Below are 22,711 nucleotides of genomic sequence, written 5' to 3' on the forward strand. Positions count from 1 at the left end.
TGTGAACGAATCAGCGATGAGCGTCCCAGGCCGGGACAGCGCCGAGGAGCGCGTCCTCGAGGTGCTGCGCCGCACCACCCTGGAGATCGTGCCGGAGATCGACCCCGACCGGTTCACCCCGGACCGCACCCTGTCCGACCTGGGCTGCAACAGCATCGACCGCGCCGACATCGTCACCCTCACCATGGAGGAGCTCGACATCGTGGTGCCCGTGCACGAGTTCCACCAGGGACTGGACATCGGCACGCTGGCCGCCATCATGCGGAAGCAGTTGTGAGCACGGCCGCCGCCGGCGGTGCCGCGGTGGTGGTGACCGGTCTCGGTGTCCTCGGCGCGGTCGCGGCCGACCCCGACGACTTCACCGTCGCCCTGCGCACCGGCCGCGGCGCGCTCACCGCCCCGGCTCCCCCCGACGGCGGCGAACCCGGCGCGCCCCGGCCCGCGTTCACGGCCGAGCTGGCCGACGAGGACGTCCCGAACCGAGCCCTGGACGCGATTTCGGGCCTGCCACCGGAACTGGGGGCGCTGGCGCGGCGCACCGCGCTGCGCTCCCCGGTCTCCGTCCGCGCCGCCGTCGTCGCCGCGCTGCAGGCGTGGCTGTACGCCGGGCTGGACCGCACGGCACCGCCGGCCGAACGCATCGGCATCGCGGTGGCCGGCAACAACGTCACCGAGTGGGTCACCGAGGACAGCCGGGCCCGCGCCGAGCGCAACCCCGCCTATCTGCCCGCCCGTTACGCCCTGCACCACCAGGACACCGACCACGTCGCCACGCTCAGCCGGATCCTCGGCATCCGCGGCGAGGGCTGCACGGTCGGCGGGGCGTCGGCCAGCGGCAACCTGGCCCTCGCCCACGGCGCCCGGATGCTCGCGTCGGGGGCGGCCGACGTCTGCGTGGTCGTGGGCGCCATGACCCGGCTGTCCGCGCTCCAGACGCGCGGATACCTCACCCTCGGCGCGATGGCCACGGCCGAGGGTGCGCCCGACCACCCGCCCGCGCCCTTCGACACCGGCCACCGCGGCTTCCACCCCGGGCAGGCGTCGGCGTGCGTGGTGCTGGAGACCGCGAGTTCCGCGCACCGGCGCGGCGCCCCGGTACTGGCCGGGTTCGCGGGCAGCGCCGTCGTCCTCGACGGCAACCATCTCGCCGATCCCTCGGCCGACGGCGAGGTCCGCGCCATGCTGGGCGCCCTGGCTCAGGCCGGCCTGGGCCCGGGCGACATCGGCTGGGTCAGCGCCCATGGCACGGGTTCGCCGCTCGGCGACCGGACCGAGGCCGAGGCCTTGCGCAAGGTGTTCGGAACGGGCGACGAGGGACCGTGGATCAACGCCACCAAGGCGCTGTCCGGGCACTGCCTCACCGCGGCCGGGGTCCTGGAGGCGGTGGCGGTGGTCCTGCAACTGCGCGGCGGCTTCGTGCACCCCGACCCCGGGCTGCGCGACCCCGTCGACCCCGGCCTGCGGTTCGTGGCCGGCGAGGCACGGCAGGCGCGCGGCGGCTTCGCGCTGTCCAACGGGTTCGGGTTCGGCGGCATCAACTCCGCGGTCGTCCTGGCTCATCCGGATGTCTGAAACCGGCAATTCGAGCCGGGTGATGCTCAGAAGTGAACAGAACCGGCGCACGGCCGGGAGGTAGCGTCGAAATCCGTGCCGGGTGCCGACCGCGATGGCAGCGAGGGAAGGGTCTCCTATGACGGACACGACGGACGCCACGGACGCGAGCGGACCGCGGCCGGATCCCGAATCCGCCCCCGGCGCGCAGCCGCCGTCCTTCCCGCAGCAGAAGGCGCCGGGCTGCCCGTTCGACCCGCCCCCGGGATACCGCCGGCTCCAGGCGGACGACCCGTTCGCCAAGGTCACCCTGCCCAGCGGGCAGGAGGCGCGGTTGATCACCCGGCACCGTGACGTACGGGCCGTGCTGGACGATCCGCGCTTCAGCGCCGACAGCTCCCACCCGGACTTCCCCCGGATGTTCCCCCGGCCCGTGCCGCAGGTGCTCAAGGGCACCTTCCCCCGGCTCGACGGCGCCGAGCACCTGCGCTACCGGCGCATGCTCGCCAAGGACTTCACCGGCCGCCGGGCCGAGGAACTGCGCCCGCGGATCGAGCAGATCGTCGACGCCCGCCTCGACCTCATGGAGGCGTCGGGCGGCCCGGTGGACCTGATGGAGGCGCTCGCCTACCCGGTGCCGTCCACCGTGGTGTGCGAACTGCTCGGCGTGCCCGCCGAGGACAGCCCGCTGTTCGAGTCGCGCACCCGGGTGCTCATCAACGGGCGCAGCACTCCCGAGGAGACGATGCGGGCCAAGGACGACATCCTCGCCCATCTGGAAGGGGTGGTGGCGGCCAAGGAGAAGCAGCCGGGCGACGATCTGATCAGCCGGCTGCTGGTCGAGCAGGTGGCGACCGGGCTGCTGGACCGCGCCGAGGTCGCGATCATCGCCTGGCTGCTGCTCGCGGCCGGCCACCACACCACGGCGACCATGATCGGCACGGGCACCATGCTGCTGCTGGAGAACCCCGGGCAACTGGCGGCCCTGCGCGCCGACCCGAAACTGATCCCGGGCGCGGTGGACGAACTGCTGCGGCACCAGACGGCGATGCAGATCGGCATGAACCGTATCGCCACCGCCGACGTCTCCCTCGGTGCGGAGACCATCGCGGCGGGGGAGGGCGTGGTGTGCCAGCTCGCGACCGCCAACCGGGACGCCGAGGTCTTCCCCGATCCCGACCGCTTCGACGTGACCCGCGCCGCCCGTGGACACCTGGCCTTCGGCCACGGCCCCCACCAGTGCCCCGGGCAGTCCCTGGCCCGGGTCGAACTACAGGTCACGCTGGCGCGGCTGATCAACCGGCTGCCGGGGCTGCGGCTCGCCGTTCCGGCGGCCGACGTGCCGTTCTGGCACCACCTGTTCGGCATCCACGGCGTCAAGGAACTGCCCGTCACCTGGTAGCCGGGGGACCGGCACACCCGCAGCCCCAGCAGCTCCCACCGCACGGAGGAGGAGTCGTTGTCGGAGGTAGAGCAGGAACAGGCGGAGCCACGACAGACAGAGCAGGATCCGGTACGGCGGGAACCCGTGGAGCCGGACGAGGTACAACCGGAGCTCGTCCGCCTGTTCGACGGGTTGCGTGCGGTGTCGCTGTCCGCGCGGCGCAGCGAGAAGTGGTGCCGCTACCCGCCCGACATCATCCCTGCGTTCATCGCCGAGATGGACTTCCCCGTGGCGGAGCCCGTGATCGACGCCGTCCGGTCGCACCTCACGGTGGGCGGGGACCTCGGGTACGCCTACGTCTACGCCACCGACGCCCCCGTACAGCGGGCCTTCGCCGCCTGGGCGCGGCGGACCTACCACTGGCGGGTGGAGCCGGAGAAGGTGGTGCTGTTCCCGGACACCATGCGGGTGATGGAGGTCGCCCTGGAGCGGTTCACCGGGCCGGGTGACGCCGTCGTGGTCGACGTACCGGCCTACCCGCCCTATTTCGAGGCCATCGCGGCAGCGGGGCGCCAGGTGGTCGCCCAGCCGATGCGACTGCGCGGGGGCCGCTGGCGGCTGGATCTGGAGGGGCTCGCCCGCACCTTCCGGGCAGGTGCGGCGGCCTACTTCCTGTGCAATCCGCACAACCCCACCGGGCGCGTCCTCACCGCCGAGGAGCTGCGTGAAGTACTGCGGCTGGCCGCCGAGTTCCAGGTGGCGGTGATCTCCGACGAGGTGCACGCCCCGCTGACCCATCCGGGGCACCGGCATGTGCCGCTCGGTTCGCTGCCGGAGGCCGCGCGGGTGCCGACGGTGACGGCCGCCTCGGCGAGCAAGGGCTGGAACCTGTCCGGTCTGAAGTGCGCCGTGGCCGTGGCAGGCCGGCCTCAGGACCATGACCGGCTGATGGAGATGCGGCCGAGGGAACGGGACGGCGTGGGCATCCTGGGCGTCAGCGCAAGCGAGGCCGCTTTCGACCGGGGCGATCCCTGGCTGCGGACCGTGCGGCACTACCTGCACGGCAGCCGGCGGATGCTGGGCGAACTCTTCGAGTCCTTCGGCTCCGACCTGGTGCTGACGCCACCCGAGGCCAGCTATCTGGCCTGGCTCGACTGCCGGCGGCTGGCCGACCGGCTGGGCAGTGACGACCTCGCGGAGTTCTTCCTGAGCCGCGGCAGGGTCGCCGTCAGTGACGGGCGGGAGTACGGAAGCGAAGGCTTCATCAGACTCAACTTCGGTACCTCTCAGCGGCTGCTGGAGGAAATGGTGAGGCGTATGGAGAAAGCGGTGCGGGAAGAGGTCCCGGATTCGGACGGCGCCGGCAAGGCGCCGCCGAGACGTATTCCGGGATATCCTGCCCCGGTCAGCGGTTCCTATAGGCCCGCGGACAGCGAGGAACTCTCCAGATAATCCGTCAGTTCCGCGATGTGGATGCAGAGGTGCGCATCCTCGGTGCGGTGCACCACTCCGGCGACGGAGAATCTCTTCAGGAAGTAGCCGATCCGGGAACGCGTTGTCCCGACCATTTCCGCAAGCTCTTCCTGAGTTATCCGGTCGCGGATCAGCGCGGTCTGGTCCTTGTGCTTTCCGACCTTCTTGCCAAGGTTCACCAGAAGTGCCGCGAGCCGATGTTCACTGTCCATGGTCACCAAATTGGCTATCACTTGCTGCTGCTCCAGCAGCCGGTTCGCCATGTGCCCGATCAACGCCTCGCGCAGCGGCGGATCGCGGTCGGTCATGATCTGTGCCACCCGCACCTGGACCAACGTCGTGACCTGCATGGCCTGGGCGGTCTCGGTCCGGTTGGCGGCCAGCACGCTGGACTCCCCGAAGACGTCGCCGGGGCCGTGTATGGACAGCAGGCACTGCTTTCCGTCACGCGTGTGGGTGAGCGTCTTTACCTGTCCACTTTCGACGAGATAGATGTTCGCGTCGGGCTGACCCAGATTGTAGACGTGCTCCCGCCGGCCGATATGGACCCGCGTCCCCCGGATGGTGCCTCTCCTGGCCGCGTCCTGAAGTGCGTAGGCCAGGCTTCGGTCGGTGTTACAGAAGGGTTCCATTCCGCTCCCGGTGATCAGTTCGGTGGCGGGGAGGCGAGCCTGTCGTCCCCCGAGTACTCGAAATGCGGCGTCTCACGGCAGTCGTGCCGCCGGACTTCGCATGTCGGCTGTTGACCGGCAAAGCTGGTAGTGTTAAGCGTGTTTGGTCGGGCCCTAACCCCAAGCCGAATCTAAGACATCGGGCCCAGGTGGGGGTAGTGGTACGCGCCAGGTTGGCGACAATTGACCGTAACCTGGTCGACCGATTTGCCGCGCGTTGCCCCCCGTTCAGCAGAAGCCGATATTCCACTTGTGGTGCGGCACGCCTCGAGCGCTCGGCCGGAAGGTAAAAACGCTGGTAAAGGCCGGATGGAGGTCTTCCGCGCGGAGGTCGGCCGACCATGTTGGTCCTGTTTGTACCGGATGACCCGCATAGACCGTAAGCGAGATTCCGCCACTCCATGGATCGGGGCATCGCCACCTACTCCTGTGAAGATCCCATGAAATTAGCCAACTGTGGGGAACCACGGCGCGGTCGGTCGGTCACCGGCTCCATGTTCCGCCGGCTGCTGGACACGACCGTGGTCACCGGTCGGTGGTACGAACCCGACCACGGGGCGCCGTCGTCCTCCCGGCGGGGCACGGTGGACCTGTCCAGCGCGGCGAAGGCCCGCGAGTGGTTCCGGCGGAGGGCGTGAACCAGCTGGCGGCCCTGGATACCGCCGCGGGCGACGGCGCACACACCACCGTGGTCGAGGTGGCCGAGCCCCTGCAGTACAAGAGGGCCGCCAAGTCTCACTCGAGGCTGGGGGGATGGTCGTCTACGACACCGAACGGGAGGGGCGGACGAACACATCCGTGGGATCGCGGCGACACCCATCGCCACGACGACGGACTCGGCGCCGTCCGCGCGCCGTTCCTCACGGGGCTGACCGCCTCGGCACACACATCCCCACCGGACGTCGCCGGGCGGCTCGCGGCGAGCGTGCTGGACCTGTTCGGCACGCTGGTGGCCGAGCGGACCCGGACCGGCGTCGCGTCCACCGCGCGCAAGCAACCCGTCCTGCGTGTCCGCGGCCACATCGAGCGTCACCTCGAAGGCCCGGAACTCACCACGGAGACCCTGGCGTCGGCACACCACATCTCCGTGGGCTATCTGCACCGGCTCTTCGAGGACGAGCACCTCACCGTCGACCGGCTCATCCAGCGCCACCAGCTCCAGATGTGTGCCCGGGAGCCGGCCGGCGGCGACGGCACCACACGAGCGGTGTCCACCGTCGCCCAGCGCGCGGCCTGACCGCGACCCCGCCCCGGAGCGACCACGTATGCCGCCACCGGCGCGGCACGGGCCTCATCGGACGGGCCCGCCGCGCCGCGAGCCGCCGAGGCCACGGTCCGATGTGGCTCGGCCTCGGACAGCCGCGCCACAGGTCTCCCGCTAGGTCCTGTCTGACAATTCGCGTCTGCCGCGCGACGCCATGCACGCTCCCCCAGCCTTCGGCCGGGGGGACCCCCACTCGCCGCACCGGCCCCAGACCCGAGTACATCCAGTACGAGGGCCTGGGGCCGGCACTCCGAGAGCACGCACCTGACGCCGCGCGGCCGCCCTTCGGGCGACGACGCGAATTGTCAGACAGGCCCTAGGAGGCCGCCACCGGCTCCGCCTTCTCCTGGACGGCGGCCGTCGACTCCGCGGAGCCGGTCACCGTGTAGAAGACGGACGAGCCCTGCTTGCTGCGCTGCGCGGCGTTCCTCGCCACCAGGTTCTCCAGCGTGGTGCGCACGACCTTGGTCTGGATCTCCCGGTCGGAGTGGGCCTGGCCGAGGGCCTCGGCGACTTCGGCCGCGGAGCGGGGTTCGCTCTGCTCCGCCAGGTGAGCGCGGACGAGTTCGACGAGCGTGGGCTGAGCCGTCTTGGCGGCCGCGGTCTTGGCTGCGGCCTTCGCCGCGGCCTTGTCGACGGGCTGAGTCGTCGCCTTTTCCACGGTCTTGGCCGCCGACTGTGTCGCGGCCTTGGCCACGGTCTTCTTGGCGGACGGCTTCTTCGGCTGCTGGGAGCGGGCCGCCGGCGCCGCCTTGGTCGCCCGACGCTTGCCGGACTCGGCGGCGGACTTCTTCCGCGGGGAGGGCACGACCGGGCTCTGGGGCTCGGCGGATGTGCCGACCGGCGCGGCGACACCAAGTGCCTGCTGCATGCTCACCAACACGGAGTGATCCCGCTGCAGTGTGGCCAACTGGCCCTGCAGGGCCGTGATGTCGGCCGCGATGCGTTCCTGCTCCTTGACGTTCTGGTCGAGGTCAGCGGCCACCTGATTGACATAGTGCGAGGCCAACTCGGTGACGGGTGCGGTGTTCTCAGGCATCTGTCCTCCATTCGTAACCATGGTGCGCCCCCGGCGGTCGGTCGTGACATGCAGGGGGCAGAAGCGGGTACTGCGGGGTGCCCGAATACCTGGATCATACGGGTCGGTAGACCCGTTTCCATTTGGTTCAGCCCACAGAGGTGCTGTCTTGGCTCGGTTTGCCGAGGTGTTACCCGGTCACTTGTATGTGTGTCCCGACCATACGGGTAGCCCAGCGACGGAAGTTCACCCGATGCGGTGAGCAACCACGTCGCGGCGCGCGAGCACGGGGGAACCACGTCCGGTGCGGCGGTCGTCCCTCCGGGCATCCACGAGATCGCGCCTACCCAAGGAGCAACACCTATGGCCGGTACGGCCACTCGCTACCTGTACCTGGCACGGCACGCCGAGGCCTCGGCGGACGAGAGCACACTCACGGACACCGGCCGCCGCCAGGCGGAACTCCTCGGCGAGCGACTGCGCGGCAGCCCTCTCTCGGTCATCCACCACGGCCCGCTGCCCCGTGCAGAACAGACCGCGCGACTGATCGCGGACCGGCTGGACCGGGACGACGTACCCGTACGGAGCTCGGAAGCCGCAGGAGACTACCTCCCCTATCTGCCGACCAGAGAGGAACTGCCCCCGCGGTTCGCCGACGCCATGCTGGAGCGGCTCGCCCAGTTCCCCGAGGAGGAGCGTGCGAGGGGGCCGGAACTGGCCCGAGAGGCGCTCGCCCGCTTCACCGGGCCGGTGAGCGGTGACGCACCCCGGCACGAACTGGTCGTGACACACAACTTCCTGGTCGGCTGGCTGGTCCGGGACGCCCTGGACGCACCGGCCTGGCGTTGGATGGGCCTGAACCTCGGCAACGCCGCACTGACGGTCATCCGCTACGCCCCCGACCGCGCGGCCTCCGTCCTGTTCCTCAACGACATGGGGCACCTTCCCCCCGAACTGCGCTGGACCGGCTTCCCGCCGGAACTGACGGCATAGGGCCAGGGACGACCGGGACGACGGGACGGCCGACCCCGCGCTCGAGCCTCGAGTCCGGGGCCTACTCCGTCACTGATCCTGACGTCGTTCACCGCGCCCGTCCGCTGAACCCCGCCCTCGGGCGGGGTCAGGTGCGGCCGCCTCCGCGGGGAACCGGGGGCCGGGGTGCGACTCCACGGCCGAGTGAGGGAAAATAGTTGCCCTGAGAAACCAAGTGTGTGAAAGGTCCCCGCATGCCGCACCTCGCCATCGACTACTCCGCCCGGCTGTCCGAGGGCTTCGACCCGGGCGCCCTGGTGCGGGAGCTGCACCCGCTGGTGGTGGAGGAGTCCGGCTCGACGGGTGTGTGCAAGACACTGCTGCGCCCGGTGCGGACGTACGTCGGCGACGGCGCGTGTGACGAGACCCCGTTCGTCCACGTGGAGGTGGGCCTCATGCCGGGCCGCCCCGAGGCGCGCAAGACACGGCTGTCCGAGAGCATCCTGGACCTGCTCGCCAAGCATCTGCCCACGGGCGACACGGTGGAGGCGGTGCTCTCGGTGGAGGTGCGGGACCTGCCTGTTTCCTACCGGCTCTCCCCTCCGCGCGCTCACCGCTGACGACGGCACCCCTCCCGTCGGCCGGCGCCGTCTCCCCGTTCCCGACCATCCCGCGCGACACAACAGCGGCCTGACCAGACGTCGTTGGCGCTTGGTCACTACCATGTGGGTCCAAGACACAAGACAACCAGTCGACTGGCCCGTCGTGGGCGGGCCGGTCGGGGTCGCCGATGCCAGGGACCGCTCCCCGGGCTGCGGTGATCTTCCTGTCCAGGAGGACCTTCCGCATGTTCCGCAGAATAGGACACGCTGTCGTCCGACATCCCGTCTGGACGATCGTGGCATGGCTCATAGCCGCGGTGGCCATCGTGGCCACCGCTCCGAGCCTGCCCTCGAACAGCGACGAGAGCAGTTTCCTGCCGAAGAGTTACGAGTCCATCAAAGCGGCGGATCTCCAGGAGAGGGCGTTCCCCAGCGCCTTCACCCCGTCCGCGATCGCCCTCTACCAGCGCACCGACGGCGCCGCACTGACCGCCGCCGACAAACGGGATGTCTCCCGGATCACCGCCGAGCTGGGCGAGAAGCACATCGACCAGGTGCAGAAGGTCGTCCCCGGCCAGCCGTCGAAGGACGGCAGGTACGCCCTGACGCTGGTGCAGATGGACAGCAAGAACGCCGGCCAGCCCAAACAGACCGAAGCGGCCAAGACGCTGCGCAAGGAGGTCAAGAGCCTGGCCAAGGGCACGCATCTGGACGTCAGGCTCGGCGGATCCGCCGCCCAGGCCGCCGACCAGGAGGACTCCTCCAAGCGCGGCCAGGCACTGATCGGCATCGGCACCTTCGTCATCATCCTGGTGACCCTGCTGATCATCTTCCGGGCGCCGCTCCTCGCCGTGCTTCCCCTGGTGCTGATCGGTCTGGTGTCCGCCGTCGCCAACGGCTTGATCGCCTACGCCACCAAGCTGTTCGACCTACAGGCCAACAGTTCGATCTCGTCGATCCTGATCGTCGTGCTGTTCGGTGTGGGCACGGACTACTTCCTGTTCCTGATGTTCCGCTACCGAGAACGCCTGCGCGCCGGTGACGAGCCCAAGCAGGCCATGGTGAACGCGGTCGACCGGGTCGGCGAGGCCATCGCCTCCGCCGCCGGTGCCGTGATCATCGCCTTCCTCGCGCTGGCGCTGTCCACGCTGGGCTTCCTCAAGCAGATGGGCCCGGCGCTCGCCATCGCCGTGGCCGCGACGCTGATCGCGGGCCTGACCCTGATCCCGGCCGTGGTCTCCCTGATCGGGCCGAAGGTGTTCTGGCCGTCCAAGTCCTGGCAGCAGGAGCCGCGCAACGCCAGGTTCGCCGCCCTCGGCCGCGGTGTGCAGCGCCGCCCGGCACTGACCGCCGTGGCCTCCGGGCTGGTCCTGATCGTGCTGTCGCTGGGCACACTCGGATTCAACGCCACGTTCGACCTGGCGTCGGGCTCCATGCCCAAGACCAAGGAATCCATGGTCGTCCAGGACCGGATGCAGAAGGCGTACTCGGCCGGCGCCGCCGCACCCACCGACGTCTACCTCTCCAGCACCGACGGCAAGCCGCTGGACAAGGCCGGCTTCGACGCCTACGCGAAGAAGCTCGGTGCGGTGGACGGCGTGGCGAGCGCCCGTCTCAGCCAGGTGAACAAGGAGGGCACCACAGCGGACATCACCGTCACGCTCAAGTACGAGGCGTCGACGGACCGGGCGATCGACGCGGTGGAGCGGGTCCGTGACGTCGCCCACGCCAACGCCCCCGAGGGCACCGAGGCCCTCGTCGGCGGGATGTCCTCGATCTTCAAGGACATCGACAGCGCGGTCAACCACGACTACCGGACGGTGTTCCCCGTCGCGGCGATCCTGATCATGGTCATCCTGGGGCTGCTGCTGCGCAGCGTGGTCGCCCCCTGGTACCTGATCGCCTCGGTGGGCCTCGGGTTCGGCGCCACCCTGGGCGCCACGGTGTGGCTCTTCCAGGTGGCGCAGGGCCACTCGGGACTGATGTTCATGCTCCCGGTGATCATGTACTTGTTCGTGGTCGCCATCGGCACCGACTACAACATCCTCATGATCGCCCGGCTTCGCGAGGAGGCCCGCGAGGGCCGCGACCCGCGCGAGGCGGCCGGGATGGCACTGCGGCACGCCGGGCCCACCGTGGCGGCCGCCGGCTTCATCCTGGCGGCGACCTTCGCCACGATGATGCTCGCGGGCAACTCGCTGCTGACGGAGATGGGCTTCGCGGTCTCCTTCGGCATCGCCGTGGCCGCGTTCGTCATGGCGATGTTCTTCACCCCGAGCCTCACCGCGCTCATCGGCCACGCGGCATGGTGGCCGGGGCACGGCGACCGGGCGGCCACGCAGGCGCCGGGCACGGGTACCGAGGCCGACGGCTCCGCCGCGGCCCCCGGTGACGACGGCCGGGGCACGGTCGCCCACGATCCGGCGGGTCGCCGCGGCTAGCGGTGTGACGGTCGCTGTCCGACGGGCGGTTCCACCGGGTCGTAGGGCCCGGTGGAACCGCCCGTTCGCGAGAGCCGGAAAAAAATCCCGGGCGGCGATGTCGAGAATCCGCGGCCTGCTCCGTCCCCGGGACGAACGCGACCACAATGGGTCGCGCACCGGCACCGAGGAGAGACACCATGGCCAAGTACCTGCTGCTCAAGCACTACCGAGGCGCCCCGGCCGCGGTCAACGACGTGCCCATGGACCAGTGGACACCGCAGGAGATCTCGGCGCACATGCAGTACATGCACGACTTCGCGGCCCGGCTGGAGAAAACCGGCGAGTTCGTCGACGGCCAGGCGCTCGCTCCCGAGGGCACCTTCGTCCGGTACGACGGAGAGGGGCGCCCGCCGGTCACCGACGGGCCGTTCGCCGAGACCAAGGACCTCATCGCCGGCTGGATGGTGATCGACGTCGACAGCTACGAACGCGCCGTCGAGCTGGCCGGAGAGCTGTCGGCCGCCCCCGGGGCGGGCAGCAAGCCGATCCACGAGTGGCTCGAACTGCGCCCCTTCCTCAGCGCCCCGCCCACCATCACGGAGTGACCACCCCCATGGACGAGGTGCTGCTGCGCAGCCTCACGCCGAGCGTCCTCGCCGTTCTCGTCCGCCGCGGAGCCGACTTCGCGGCGGCCGAGGACGCCGTGCAGGACGCGCTGGTCGAGGCGGTCCGCGTCTGGCCGGCCGACCCGCCGAAGGACGCCAAGGGCTGGCTGATCACCGTGGCCTGGCGCCGGTTCCTCGACGCGACCCGGGCCGACACCGCCCGCCGCCGGCGCGAGGACCGCGTCGACGAGGAGCCGGCGCCCGGGCCCGCGAACTCGGCGGACGACACCCTCCAGCTCTACTTCCTGTGCGCCCACCCGTCGCTGACGCCGTCGTCGGCGGTCGCGCTCACCCTGCGTGCCGTCGGCGGACTGACCACCCGTCAGATCGCCCAGGCCTATCTGGTGCCCGAGGCGACCATGGCGCAGCGCATCAGCCGCGCCAAGCGCACCGTGTCCGGCGTACGGTTCGACCGGCCCGGCGACGTCGCCACCGTGCTGCGCGTCCTGTATCTGGTCTTCAACGAGGGCTACTCCGGCGACATCGACCTCGCCGCCGAGGCCATCCGGCTCACCCGGCAGCTCGCGGCCGCCATCGACCACCCCGAGGTGGCGGGGCTGCTCGCCCTCATGCTGCTCCACCACGCCCGGCGCGCCGGCCGGACGGCCCCCGACGGCAGCCTGGTGCCGCTCGCCGAGCAGGACCGCGCCCGGTGGGACACCGTCTCGATCGCCGAGGGCGTCGGAATCCTGCAGGCGGCCCTCGCCCGCGACCGGCTGGGCGAGTTCCAGGCGCAGGCCGCCATCGCCGCACTCCACGCCGACGCGCCCACCGCCGAGGAAACCGACTGGGTGCAGATCGTCGAGTGGTACGACGAACTCGCGCGGCTTACCGACAGCCCCGTCGTCCGCCTCAACCGCGCCGTGGCGGTCGGCGAGGCCGACGGCCCGCGCGCCGGACTCGCGGCGCTCGCCTCGCTGGAGGACACGCTGCCCCGCCACACGGCGGTGGCGGCCTACCTCCACGAGCGCGACGGCGATGCGTCGACGGCGGCACGGTTGTACGCCGAGGCGGCCCGAAAGGCCCCCAACCTCGCCGAGCGCGACTACCTGACACGTCAGGCGGCCCGACTCAACGCCCTACGACACCGCTGAAGCGAGACGTGACGACACATACTCCTATGAACATCTCGTTCACAATAAACAGTTGACACCTTTTCGTGTGCTCGCCCATTCTCGACCCATGCCATCGACACCCGCGCACTCCGACCCCTTCACGCCCCCGAACCCCGAAGAGGCGCGAGCCCAACGGGTCTACGCCTCCTTGTTCCGCGTCGCCGAGCGGCACGCGGCCACGGACGACCAACGCCGGCGCCAGACCCACCCCTCGGTCCTCGGTCCGCACGAGGCGGTCCGCCTGGTGTCATTCCTGCTCAGCGGGGCCGCGCGACTCGATGAGGGCGAGCCGGAGGTGGATCACGCGGACATCACCGCCGCGCTGACCCTCGTGCCCCTGGTCCGAGGAGAGATGGACGAACTCGAGGCGGGGCTCCTCGAGATGGCGCGCGGACGAGGAATGACCTGGCCCGAGATAGCCTTCGGACTCGGACTCGGCACGCCCCAGGCCGCCAGACAGCGGTACGAGCGCCTGGCAGGCCGCGCGGCAGACCGCGAAGCGGCGGAGTAGGGGCCGCCGTCCGACCGCCGGGCGGCAGCTCGCTCGTAGCGGTCGGCCCGCGCCACACGACACTCCACGCACGCCCCTCCACCCACGGCCTTGCGCGCACGGCGCGTCACCCACCGTCCGCCGCCTCTCCCCACCATCCTCCGGCACCACGTTTTTGCGGTCCCGGCAAAAGCGCTGGGCGGCGGTGGTACCGGTGGCCGAGCCTGACCGGGCAACGACCTTCACAGGTGAGAGGCGGACCGTGACCGCGACGACGACCCACCCTGCCAAGCCGGTTCTCGGCAGACGCAGACGCTGGACGGTACTGGCCGTCTGCTGTCTCAGCATGTTCCTGGTGGGTCTGGACACCACCATCGTCAACGTGGGACTGCCGGCCATCGGGCGCGGCCTCGACGTCGGAACCCGCGGTCTGGAATGGACCGTGGACGCGTACACCATCGTCCTGGCGGCCCTGCTGATCTCCTCCGGCGCGCTGGCCGACCGGTTCGGGCGCCGGCGGGTGTTCCAGGCCGGGCTGGCCGTGTTCGGCGTGGCCTCGCTGGTCTGCGCGTGGGCTCCATCGGTCGGCGCGCTCGTCGCGGCCCGGGTGGTCCAGGGTGTCGGTGCGTCGATGCTCAGCCCGGTCGCTCTGGCGATCGTGGTGAACGCGATGCCCGACCCCAGGGAGCGGGCACAGGCGATCGGCGTCTGGGCCTCCGTCTTCGGACTCAGCATGGCCGTAGGCCCGGTCACGGGTGGCGCCCTCGTGGCGGCACTCGGCTGGCGGGCGCTGTTCTGGATCAACGCGCCCGTCATCGTCGCCGCCCTGGTGCTGAGCGCGGTCTTCGTGCCCGAGTCACGGGCGCCCCGGGCACGCCGGCCCGACCTCCCCGGCCAGGTGCTGCTGACCGTGGTCATCGGGGCCTGGGTCGGCATCCTGATCGAAGGCCCCCGGATCGGCTGGACGGGCCCCGCGGCGCTGGCCGCCTACGCCATAGCCGCCGCGGCGACGGCCGGATTCGTCCGGGTGGAGACCCGACGGCACGAGCCGCTGATGGACCCGCGCCTCTTCCGCAGCCCCGCGTTCAGCGGGGCTGTCGTCGGCGCCGTGGCGGTCTTCGTCGCGCTGAACGCCACGATGCTGCTCAACACCCTTTACCTCCAGCACGGTCGAGGCTTCACCCCGCTGGCCGCCGGCACCGCGACCCTGCCCATGGCCGTCGGCGCGAGCGTCTGCGCGCCCTGGTCCGGCCGGCTGGTCGGCCGCCTCGGACCGTGCCGGCCACTGCTCCTCGCCGGCGGCTTCGTCACGGCCGGCGGGCTGTGCCTGACCCGACTCCACCAGCACACAAGCCTGTTCCTCCTCCTCGCCGCCTACCTCCTGATCGGCATCGGGTTCGGCTTCGCCAACGCCCCGATCACCAACACCGCGGTCGGCGGGCTGCCCCCGGCTCAGGCCGGAGTGGCCGGAGCGATCACCTCCACGGCACGGCAGTTCGGCGCCGCGCTCGGTATCGCCCTCGCCGGCGGCCTGCTGGCGGGCACCGGCCCGACACAGCTCGCCCACGCCTCCCGCCCGGGCTGGCTCATGGTCGCCGCCTGCGGGCTCCTGCTGGTAGCCGTCGCCCTGTGGTCGCGACCCGGAGGAGCCCAAAGGCTTGAGTAAGTGCAAAGGAAGGCAATTAGCCCGAGGAGCCCATGAAGGCTATGGATATCTCCTGTATGACCTTGCTTTCCCTGGTTTTTCCCGCCGGAATGACCTGTCTACCGCCCCTCACGCTTCCTCGGAAAAGCTAGGGAAAGCTTTTGCCTCTTCGGGTGCACTGAACCGTCGGTTGGGGGCACACGGGGAACAGGAATAATGCTATCCGGCAGGAGGCACGTCATGATCGCCTTGGGCATCATCCTGCTCATCATCGGCTTCCTCACAGGCATATCGATCCTGTGGACCATAGGCATCATCCTGTTGGTCATCGGGGCCATTCTGTGGATCCTGGGTTCGATGGGGCACGCGGTCGCCGGCCGTCGGCACTATTGGTGACCGGAAGCCCCCCGGTGGGAATCCGGCATCGATCCTGATCCGACTGCCGTGCTCCGGCCGGGGGGGGGGGGGGCCCCCCCCCCGCCCGGCCCCCCCCCCCCCCCCCCCCCCCCCCCGGCCGGGCTCGTCGGAACCGAGGAGGCGCGGCGGCCGGCAGTCGGCGGCGCGCGCCCGGCCCCCGCCGACCGAGGGTGCGACTCATGCGTGCAGCGTTCATCGAGGAACTGGGTGCTCCGGACGTCATCCGATACGGAGAGATCGCCGCGCCCCGGCCCGGTCCCACCGATGTCCTCGTCGACGTCGAGGCCACCACGGTCAACCCGGTGGACACCTTCGTCCGGTCGGGCGCCTTCCGCACCCACCTGGACTTCCCCTTTGTCATCGGCCGTGACCTGGTGGGCACGGTCGCGGCGGCGGGGCCCGGAGCGACGGGCTTTCGCGCGGGGGATCGGGTGTGGTGCAACAGCCTCGGGCACGAGGGGCGTCAGGGCGCCGCGGCACAACAGGCCGTGGTGGCGGCCGACCGGTTGTACCCCCTGCCGGGCGGCGTCGACCCGTGCGAGGCGGTGGCCGTCCTGCACCCGGCGGCGACCGCCTATCTCGCGTTGTTCACCCATGGCCACCTACGGGTGGGCGAGACGGTACTGGTCGCGGGCGCGGCGGGCCACGTCGGCAGCGCCCTGGTGACGCTCGCCGCACGGGCCGGCGCCCGGGTCCTCGCCACCGCCGCCGCCGCGGACGCACGGTACTGCGCCGACCTGGGCGCGGACCAGGTGCTCGACTACCGGGACCCCGATCTGGTGCCAAAGCTCCGTCAGGCGGCGCCACTTGGCGTCGACCTGTACCTGGACACCGCGGGCGTCAACGACCTGGACACCACGGTCGGCCTGTTGGCCCGTCGCGGCCGTGTGGTGCTGCTGGCCGGTGCCGGAACCCGCCCCGTGCTGCCCGCGGGCGCGCTGTACATGAACGACCGCTCCGTCATCGGCTTCGTCATCTCGCACGCGACGTCCGGCGAACTCGCCGAGGCCGCCGCGTGCCTCGTCGACCTGCTCGGTCGACACGCCCTGCGCCCGCGACGGATCGAGGTCCGGCCGCTGAGCGCGGCGCGCGAGGTGCACGCGCGGATGGAGAAGGGCGAGCTGCGGGGAGTGCGAGCGGTGCTGTGCCCGGACCTCGGCTGAACCTTCCGCTTCGCGGCAACCATTTTCCGCTATACGATATCCGGCGGTGGTGGTGGGCGCAGGCTGGGGGGCTGGGGATGAGGCGCCGGATGAGGGTGGGCGTGCTTGGTGGCGAAGGCGCGCCGGGGGAGCGGCAGGAGAGAGCGGCGTCGCACCGCGCCCGTCCGAGGCGCCGAGGACATCCCGGGCGCCCGGGGCGCGACTCCAGGCGTCCGGGACTGGGCGTTGCACGCGGGGCGTATGTGCTGCGCGGCCTCGGCCAGGTCATGTTCCTGGGCAACGCCTGGACGGGCGTCCTCTTCGGTCTGGCGCTGCTGGCCGCTGACTGGCGGTACGGCGTCTACGGTCTGGGCGGCGCCGCCCTCGGCACCGGTACCGCAGGGCTGCTGGGCGTGTCCCGCGATCGGGTACGGACAGGCCTGGAGGGATTCAACTCCTGTCTGGCGGCGCTCAGTTGCGCCGTGTACCTGGACGCGGCCGGACACACCACGGCACTGCTCGCCGCTCTGGTGTGCGTCCTGGTCACCGTCGTCACGGCGGCAGTGGTCCGGTTGCTGGGCGAGTGGGAGCTGCCCACCCTGACCATGCCGTACTGCCTGGTGGCGAGCGCGGTCACCATCGCCGCGCCCGCCTTCCGGCGGATCTGGTCGCACGGTGACGGCCTCGCCGCGCTGCCCCGGGCCGCCACCGCCCCCACCGGTCTGGGCCCGCACGACGTGTGGCGGGCCTTCTTCCGCAACGTGTCCCAGGTCTTCTTCCTGGACGAGTGGTACGCCGGAGCCCTGTTGCTGGCGGGCGTCTTCGTGGCGAGCCGGGTCGCGGGACTGGTGGTCTGCTCCGGCAGCGCGACGGCCATCGTCACGGCCTGGGCGTTCGGGGCGCCGGCCGAGCGGATCGCCGACGGGACGATGGGGTGCAACGCGGTGCTCGTCGCGCTGGGCCTGTGCGGTGTCTTCCTGGTGGCCTGCCCGGCGACGCTGGTGTACGCGCTGCTCGGCGCCGCGACGGCGACCGTCCTCACCCCGGCCGTGTCCGCCCTGCTCGCCCCGTCCGGCGGTCACGCGCTCACCTGGCCGTTCGTGCTGACGACGCTCGCCTTTCTGCTGGCCGCCCGGTCCTTTCCGCGCCTGACCCGCCGCGGCCCCGACCACGACAGGCTCATACCGGCGTCATACGGGCCTTGTACCGCTCCGGATAGCGCCGGGTGAACTTGATCGCGCCCACCAGCAGCGCGACGGGAACGACCCAGTCGAACCAGTCGCTCTGGCCGGGATGGCGCACCCCCAGCCACGTGGAGAGCGTCATCAGGGCGAAGGCCACGCCCCAGACCGTCGTGAGCACCCTGTTGATGTGCTGGAAGACGGGGGAGTTCCAGACGCTTTCGGGCGCCGACTCCCGGGCGTACTGGGCGGTGAACGGGTCGAACAGCAGCGATCCGAAGGCCACCACCGCCACCAGCCCGCTGGAGACGACCTGGGCGTACTTCTCGAGCCAGGCGAGTTCTCCGCGGTCCAGGGCCAGCGCGAGGACCGAGAGCACCGCGAAGAACACGATGCCGGTCAGGTCCAGGACGCGCAGCTTCCCGTGCAGCAGGTCCTGTCCCGACAGGACGATCGCGGCGATCAGTGCCGCGAGCGCCGCGTACTCCCAGGTGCTGGGGCTCGCGACGACTCCGAAGATGATCCAGGGCGCGAACGCGAGGAGAACGCTGCCCGCGCCGACGCGCTGTTCGGCCGGGGCCCGCGTCGCCGACTGCGGGGCCATCGGAGTCCGCCCGTCCGACATGGCTACTCTCCCTCCGCCTCCTTGTCCCCATCATGCGGTCGGCCACCGCCGGTCGCATGCCGCACCACGCGCGCCGGGCGCCGGGCCCCTACGGTGAATCGGGCGACGCCGCAGCGCGAGGTTCACGAGTACGAGGGTGCCGGTGCAGCCTGCCCGGGAGTGGCCATGACCCACCGCTGGGCTCGGAATGGCGGCACGGCCAGTGTGCGCCCAGGCCGGGCGGAGCACGGCGGCCGACCACCCGGTGGGCGCCCGTGACGCGTATCCGCGGGCCGCGGGCCAGGGGCGTGTTGCGAAAGTCAACGTCGGGACGGCGGTTTCCGCCATAGCGGTGGTTTGCCGTCCCGGCCGCCGTTCTGCCTGGTGCGCCGCCAGGACACTGGCCGGGGCGGCCGGGGCGCCGCCGCGGAGGGCGGGAGGGCGCATGGCCGACAGCAGGATCATGGTCGCGGTACCGGAACACCCTCGGGGCGAGGGCGCCGAGCCCCAGCAGTTACGGAAGATCCGGGACGCGATCGAGGCGGGCGGTTTCGAAGTCCGTTGGGCGGTGACGGCAAAGGACGCGGACGCGGTACTGCGCACCGAGGCTGGTCTGGCGGCGGCGTTGGTGGCCTGGGACCTTCCCGGGGCCGCCGGTGACGGGCCCGGCGCCGCGCTCGCCGCGCCGGGAGGCACACTCGAGGAGACCCCGGGCGGCGGCGCCGTGCTGCGCCGGATCGGCCGCCGATTCCGGAACCTGCCGGTCTTCTTGGTGATGGCCGACGAGGGCCTTGGGGACCTGCCGCTGTGGGTGTCCGAATCGGTCGTGGGCTACGTCTGGCCGCTGGAGGACACCCCGGGTTTCATCGCGGGCCGTATCACCACCGCCGCCCACGCCTACCGGGAATCCGTGCTGCCGCCGTTCTTCCGGGCACTGCGCCGCTTCGACGACGCCCACCAATACTCCTGGCACACCCCGGCCCACTCCGGCGGTGTCGCCTTCCTCAAGTCGCCGGCGGGACGCGCCTTCCACGACTACTTCGGAGAGCGGCTGCTGCGCAGCGACCTGTCGATCTCGGTCGAGGAACTGGGCTCGCTGTTCGAGCACACCGGCCCGATCGGCGAGGCGGAGCGCAACGCGGCCCGTGTGTTCGGCTCCGAACGCACCTACTTCGTGCTGCACGGCGACTCGACGTGCAATCGCCTGGTGGGCCATTTCAGCGTCACCCGCGACGAGATCGCGCTGGTGGACCGCAACTGCCACAAGTCCGTGCTGCACGGCCTGGTCGTCTCGGGTGCCCGGCCGGTCTATCTGGTCCCCACCCGTAACGGCTACGGCCTGGCGGGACCGCTGCCCCCGGCCGAGATCGCCGCGGACGCGGTGGCGGCCCGGATCGCCGCGCATCCGCTCACCGAGGGCGCGGTGTCCCCGCACCCGCAGTACGCGGTGTTCACCAACTCCACTTACGACGGCCTGAGTTACGACGCCGTAGCCACCGCTCGCGCGTTCGCCGCCAGTACGCCCCGGGTGCACTTCGACGAGGCGTGGTTCGCGTACGCCCGTTTCCACCCACTCTACGCCGGCCGTTACGGCATGTCGGTGGACGAGGATGCCTTCCCCGGCCCGGACCGCCCGACCGTGTTCGCCACCCAGTCCACGCACAAGCTGCTGGCGGCGCTGTCGCAGAGCGCGATGGTGCACATGCGATCCGCACCGCGGGCACCGGTGCAGCATGACCGGTTCAACGAGGCGCTGATGATGCACGGCACCACCTCGCCCCTCTACCCGATGATCGCCTCGCTCGACGTGGCGACGGCGATGATGGACGGCCCGCAGGGCGAGTGGCTGATCGACGAGGCGGTGACCGAGGCGATCCGCTTCCGTCAGGAGATGGTGCGCCTGCGACGCCGGATCGAGAGCGCCGGGGACCGGCCGCCGTGGTTCTTCGGGGTGTGGCAGCCGGACACGGTCACCGACCCGGCGACCGGCGACCGGCTGCCGTTCGAGGAAGCCACGCCGGAGCTGCTGCGCACGGAGCAGTCCTGCTGGCTGCTGGAGCCCGGCGCCGAATGGCACGGCTTCCCCGGGCTGACCGAGGGCCACTGCATGTTGGACCCCGTCAAGGTCACGCTGACCTGCCCTGGGATCACCGCCACCGGCGAGATGGCCGAGGAGGGCATCCCGGCCCGGGTGCTCACCGCCTATCTGGCCACCCGGAAGGTCGTGGTGGAGAAGACCGACAGCTACACCACGCTGATCCTGTTCTCCATGGGCATCACCAAGGGCAAGTGGGGCACCCTGCTGGACGCCCTGACGGATTTCAAGGCCCTCTACGACGCCGACGCCCCACTGGAGCGGGTCCTGCCGGAGGCCGTCGCCGGGCACCCCCGCCGGTACGCGGGCCTGACCCTGCGCGGGCTGTGCCACGAGATGCACGAGCAACTGCGCTCGGTGCGTCTGGTGGAGCTTTTGGACACGGCCTTCCAGCAGCTCCCGCAGCCCGTGGCGCCACCCCAGCACTGCTACCAGCGGCTGGTGCGGGGTGACACCGAGCGGGTCCGGATCTCGCAGGCGGCGGGCCGGGTGGCGGCCGCCATGGTGACGGTCACCCCGCCCGGCATCCCGGTCCTGATGCCGGGCGAGTCCATCGGTGCACCCGACGGCCCGCTGCTGCGCTATCTCACCGCCCTGGAGTCCTTCGACCGCCGCTTCCCCGGCTTCCGCAGCGAGACCCACGGCGTGACCCTCGACGAGGACACGGGCGACTACCTGATCGAGTGCCTGATCCAGGGCGCGGGGCAGCTGCCGGGGCACTCGCCTGCCGGTTGAGGGCCTGTTGGGTCGTCAGCCCGCACCCGGTCCGGTCGACTGCGAGACCGGCCAGGACCGAGTCGGGACCGGACCGAGGCGAGGGCCGGCCAGTGCCCTAATCATGTTGACCGCACGGGGCAGGCGGTGCTGGAGTCGGCACGTGGACAGCATCCCCGCCAACCGGCGGCTCTGGAACCGGATCAGCAGCGCCTACCAGCACAAGCACGACCCGCGAATCGGCGCCACACCCCGGCTGTGGGGGATGTACTCCATCCCCGACGCGCACCTGGACGCCCTGGGCGACGTCACCGGCAAGCGAGTCCTCGAACTCGGCTGCGGCGCCGGCCAGTGGTCCAGGGCGCTCGCCGCCGAGGGTGCCACGGTGGTCGGGCTCGACCTGTCCGAAGCCCAACTCGGCGCGGCGGCCCGCGCGATGGGAGCGGCCCGCTACCCGCTCGTGCAAGGCGCCGCCGAACAACTCCCCTTCGCCGCCGACAGCTTCGACCTGGTGTTCTGCGACTTCGGCGGGCTCAGCTGGGCGCCCCCGCACCTGGCCGTCCCGCAGGCCGCACGCGTATTGCGCCGAGGCGGGCGCCTGGTGTTCAACGTCGCCAGCCCCTGGTTCGAAGCCTGCTACGACGAAGCCGCCGGCCGCGTGACCACGACGCTGCAGCGGGACTACTTCGGGCTGAACACCATCGCCGAAGACGACGGCGCGACCAGCTATCAGCTCACCTACGGCGACTGGGTAAGAGTCCTGCGCGGCGCGGGTCTCGTCATCGACGACCTCATCGAGCCGCGGCCCGGACCCGGAACGCCCAACGGCTACAACGAAACCGACCCACCCGACTGGGCACACCGCTGGCCGGCGGAACTGCTCTGGACCACCCACAAACCGTAAGTTCCGCCGCGCCGAGACGACCTCAAGTCCCAAGCCGGAGGAACGCCGCGGGGCGGCGGCCCGGATCCGAAGGCGCCCCCGGCCCGCGCAACACCATGCTTGGCCGACGGCCGACGGCCGTCGCGCGATCGGGACGAGCTTCCAGCAGCCCGGCGCGTCCACGGTCGGCTCGGCCCGGCAGGGAGTGACCAGGGCGATCGGAACGCGTGAGAAGAGATCCACCGCGGCACGGTGGCGGCGTACGCGCGGAGCGGACAGGCCGGATCGCACACCGTCCGGGAGGACCGTGGGCGGCGGGCGGCGGGGCCGCCCGGTCGTCACCGCGCCCCCGTGGAGGAAGAATGTCTTCCGGAGGCGGCGCACACGGCTCCCGGGAGGTGG

Annotated in this window: 21 protein-coding genes; 18 read left to right on the plus strand and 3 right to left on the minus strand. The window is 71.2% G+C overall.

The window, feature by feature from the left end; translation table 11 throughout:
• Positions 1–16: 16 nt before the first annotated feature.
• The 4 genes from ACIBA9_RS03125 to ACIBA9_RS03140 all read left to right on the plus strand — a co-directional run bounded on the left by ACIBA9_RS03125 (position 17) and on the right by ACIBA9_RS03140 (position 4,387).
• Positions 17–277, plus strand: a complete 261-nt coding sequence (locus ACIBA9_RS03125; RefSeq protein ID WP_362152782.1) for a phosphopantetheine-binding protein — start codon at positions 17–19, stop codon at positions 275–277.
• Complete coding sequence (locus ACIBA9_RS03130; protein ID WP_399359586.1) at positions 274–1,572, plus strand: beta-ketoacyl synthase N-terminal-like domain-containing protein; 1,299 nt, start codon at positions 274–276, stop codon at positions 1,570–1,572. The genes ACIBA9_RS03125 and ACIBA9_RS03130 overlap by 4 nt, the downstream gene beginning before the upstream one ends.
• 118 nt (positions 1,573–1,690) lie before the next feature.
• The gene (locus ACIBA9_RS03135) at positions 1,691–2,953 is read left to right on the plus strand and encodes a cytochrome P450 (RefSeq protein ID WP_399359587.1); all 1,263 of its coding nucleotides are present in this window, start codon (positions 1,691–1,693) and stop codon (positions 2,951–2,953) included.
• A 57-nt stretch (positions 2,954–3,010) separates the two neighbouring features.
• Positions 3,011–4,387, plus strand: coding sequence for a MalY/PatB family protein (locus ACIBA9_RS03140; RefSeq protein ID WP_399359588.1), 1,377 nt, complete (start codon positions 3,011–3,013; stop codon positions 4,385–4,387).
• Here ACIBA9_RS03140 and ACIBA9_RS03145 read toward each other — a convergent pair.
• The gene (locus ACIBA9_RS03145; protein ID WP_399359589.1) at positions 4,351–5,040 is read right to left on the minus strand and encodes a Crp/Fnr family transcriptional regulator; all 690 of its coding nucleotides are present in this window, start codon (positions 5,038–5,040) and stop codon (positions 4,351–4,353) included. The genes ACIBA9_RS03140 and ACIBA9_RS03145 overlap by 37 nt on opposite strands.
• Before the next feature lie 479 nt (positions 5,041–5,519).
• On the opposite strand from ACIBA9_RS03145, the gene ACIBA9_RS03150 reads away from it, so the two are divergent.
• The gene (locus tag ACIBA9_RS03150) at positions 5,520–5,717 is read left to right on the plus strand and encodes a hypothetical protein (RefSeq protein WP_399359590.1); all 198 of its coding nucleotides are present in this window, start codon (positions 5,520–5,522) and stop codon (positions 5,715–5,717) included.
• Positions 5,714–6,316 carry a hypothetical protein gene (locus ACIBA9_RS03155; RefSeq protein WP_399359591.1) on the plus strand — a complete coding sequence of 201 codons (603 nt, stop codon included), beginning with the start codon at positions 5,714–5,716 and terminating at the stop codon, positions 6,314–6,316. Before ACIBA9_RS03150 ends, ACIBA9_RS03155 begins: the two co-directional genes overlap by 4 nt.
• A 343-nt stretch (positions 6,317–6,659) precedes the next feature.
• Here ACIBA9_RS03155 and ACIBA9_RS03160 read toward each other — a convergent pair whose 3' ends face one another.
• Positions 6,660–7,382 carry a BlaI/MecI/CopY family transcriptional regulator gene (locus ACIBA9_RS03160; protein ID WP_399359592.1) on the minus strand — a complete coding sequence of 241 codons (723 nt, stop codon included), beginning with the start codon at positions 7,380–7,382 and terminating at the stop codon, positions 6,660–6,662.
• A gap of 342 nt (positions 7,383–7,724) precedes the next feature.
• On the opposite strand from ACIBA9_RS03160, the gene ACIBA9_RS03165 reads away from it, so the two are divergent.
• The 10 genes from ACIBA9_RS03165 to ACIBA9_RS03210 all read left to right on the plus strand — a co-directional run bounded on the left by ACIBA9_RS03165 (position 7,725) and on the right by ACIBA9_RS03210 (position 18,061).
• Positions 7,725–8,354: a histidine phosphatase family protein gene (locus ACIBA9_RS03165; RefSeq protein ID WP_399359593.1), complete on the plus strand. Its 630-nt coding sequence runs from the start codon at positions 7,725–7,727 to the stop codon at positions 8,352–8,354.
• Between the two features lie 233 nt (positions 8,355–8,587).
• Positions 8,588–8,953 (plus strand): 5-carboxymethyl-2-hydroxymuconate Delta-isomerase, encoded by a 366-nt coding sequence (locus tag ACIBA9_RS03170; protein ID WP_399359594.1) that lies wholly within the window; start codon positions 8,588–8,590, stop codon positions 8,951–8,953.
• A gap of 227 nt (positions 8,954–9,180) precedes the next feature.
• The gene (locus ACIBA9_RS03175; protein ID WP_399359595.1) at positions 9,181–11,376 is read left to right on the plus strand and encodes an MMPL family transporter; all 2,196 of its coding nucleotides are present in this window, start codon (positions 9,181–9,183) and stop codon (positions 11,374–11,376) included.
• Positions 11,377–11,555: 179 nt separating this feature from the next.
• A complete protein-coding gene (locus tag ACIBA9_RS03180; RefSeq protein WP_399359596.1) occupies positions 11,556–11,963 on the plus strand; it encodes a YciI family protein in 408 nt (135 codons plus the stop codon).
• An 8-nt stretch (positions 11,964–11,971) separates the two neighbouring features.
• Entirely contained in the window at positions 11,972–13,117 is a 1,146-nt protein-coding gene (locus tag ACIBA9_RS03185) for an RNA polymerase sigma factor (protein ID WP_399360004.1), read from the plus strand.
• An 88-nt stretch (positions 13,118–13,205) separates the two neighbouring features.
• The gene (locus ACIBA9_RS03190; protein WP_399359597.1) at positions 13,206–13,649 is read left to right on the plus strand and encodes a DNA-binding protein; all 444 of its coding nucleotides are present in this window, start codon (positions 13,206–13,208) and stop codon (positions 13,647–13,649) included.
• Between the two features lie 241 nt (positions 13,650–13,890).
• The gene (locus ACIBA9_RS03195; protein WP_399359598.1) at positions 13,891–15,294 is read left to right on the plus strand and encodes an MFS transporter; all 1,404 of its coding nucleotides are present in this window, start codon (positions 13,891–13,893) and stop codon (positions 15,292–15,294) included.
• Positions 15,295–15,513: 219 nt separating this feature from the next.
• Entirely contained in the window at positions 15,514–15,669 is a 156-nt protein-coding gene (locus tag ACIBA9_RS03200) for a DUF6131 family protein (RefSeq protein WP_362152812.1), read from the plus strand.
• 200 nt (positions 15,670–15,869) lie between these two features.
• Entirely contained in the window at positions 15,870–16,853 is a 984-nt protein-coding gene (locus ACIBA9_RS03205) for an NADPH:quinone reductase (RefSeq protein WP_399359599.1), read from the plus strand.
• Between the two features lie 242 nt (positions 16,854–17,095).
• Positions 17,096–18,061, plus strand: a complete 966-nt coding sequence (locus ACIBA9_RS03210; RefSeq protein ID WP_399359600.1) for an urea transporter — start codon at positions 17,096–17,098, stop codon at positions 18,059–18,061.
• On the opposite strand, the gene ACIBA9_RS03215 is transcribed toward ACIBA9_RS03210, so the two are convergent.
• Positions 18,012–18,638, minus strand: a complete 627-nt coding sequence (locus ACIBA9_RS03215; RefSeq protein ID WP_399359601.1) for a hypothetical protein — start codon at positions 18,636–18,638, stop codon at positions 18,012–18,014. The genes ACIBA9_RS03210 and ACIBA9_RS03215 overlap by 50 nt on opposite strands.
• Positions 18,639–19,062: 424 nt before the next feature.
• Between ACIBA9_RS03215 and ACIBA9_RS03220 the strand changes: the two genes are divergently transcribed.
• Positions 19,063–21,447: an Orn/Lys/Arg decarboxylase N-terminal domain-containing protein gene (locus ACIBA9_RS03220; RefSeq protein ID WP_399359602.1), complete on the plus strand. Its 2,385-nt coding sequence runs from the start codon at positions 19,063–19,065 to the stop codon at positions 21,445–21,447.
• A 142-nt stretch (positions 21,448–21,589) separates the two neighbouring features.
• Entirely contained in the window at positions 21,590–22,330 is a 741-nt protein-coding gene (locus ACIBA9_RS03225; RefSeq protein ID WP_399359603.1) for a class I SAM-dependent methyltransferase, read from the plus strand.
• Positions 22,331–22,711 lie beyond the last annotated feature (381 nt).

The sequence above is a fragment of the Streptomyces sp. NPDC051452 genome, assembly GCF_044454765.1.
Taxonomy (GTDB): Bacteria; Actinomycetota; Actinomycetes; order Streptomycetales; family Streptomycetaceae; genus Streptomyces.

Bases quoted from the DNA above. Each gene is read 5' to 3' on its own strand.
- ACIBA9_RS03150 (WP_399359590.1), top strand. From the start codon at position 5,520: ATGAAATTAGCCAACTGTGGGGAACCACGGCGCGGTCGGTCGGTCACC.
- ACIBA9_RS03160 (WP_399359592.1), bottom strand. From the start codon at position 7,382: ATGCCTGAGAACACCGCACCCGTCACCGAGTTGGCCTCGCACTATGTC.
- ACIBA9_RS03145 (WP_399359589.1), bottom strand. From the start codon at position 5,040: ATGGAACCCTTCTGTAACACCGACCGAAGCCTGGCCTACGCACTTCAG.
- ACIBA9_RS03220 (WP_399359602.1), top strand. From the start codon at position 19,063: ATGGCCGACAGCAGGATCATGGTCGCGGTACCGGAACACCCTCGGGGC.
- ACIBA9_RS03205 (WP_399359599.1), top strand. From the start codon at position 15,870: ATGCGTGCAGCGTTCATCGAGGAACTGGGTGCTCCGGACGTCATCCGA.
- ACIBA9_RS03170 (WP_399359594.1), top strand. From the start codon at position 8,588: ATGCCGCACCTCGCCATCGACTACTCCGCCCGGCTGTCCGAGGGCTTC.
- ACIBA9_RS03175 (WP_399359595.1), top strand. From the start codon at position 9,181: ATGTTCCGCAGAATAGGACACGCTGTCGTCCGACATCCCGTCTGGACG.
- ACIBA9_RS03180 (WP_399359596.1), top strand. From the start codon at position 11,556: ATGGCCAAGTACCTGCTGCTCAAGCACTACCGAGGCGCCCCGGCCGCG.
- ACIBA9_RS03200 (WP_362152812.1), top strand. From the start codon at position 15,514: ATGATCGCCTTGGGCATCATCCTGCTCATCATCGGCTTCCTCACAGGC.
- ACIBA9_RS03215 (WP_399359601.1), bottom strand. From the start codon at position 18,638: ATGTCGGACGGGCGGACTCCGATGGCCCCGCAGTCGGCGACGCGGGCC.
- ACIBA9_RS03165 (WP_399359593.1), top strand. From the start codon at position 7,725: ATGGCCGGTACGGCCACTCGCTACCTGTACCTGGCACGGCACGCCGAG.
- ACIBA9_RS03185 (WP_399360004.1), top strand. From the start codon at position 11,972: ATGGACGAGGTGCTGCTGCGCAGCCTCACGCCGAGCGTCCTCGCCGTT.
- ACIBA9_RS03135 (WP_399359587.1), top strand. From the start codon at position 1,691: ATGACGGACACGACGGACGCCACGGACGCGAGCGGACCGCGGCCGGAT.
- ACIBA9_RS03125 (WP_362152782.1), top strand. From the start codon at position 17: ATGAGCGTCCCAGGCCGGGACAGCGCCGAGGAGCGCGTCCTCGAGGTG.
- ACIBA9_RS03190 (WP_399359597.1), top strand. From the start codon at position 13,206: ATGCCATCGACACCCGCGCACTCCGACCCCTTCACGCCCCCGAACCCC.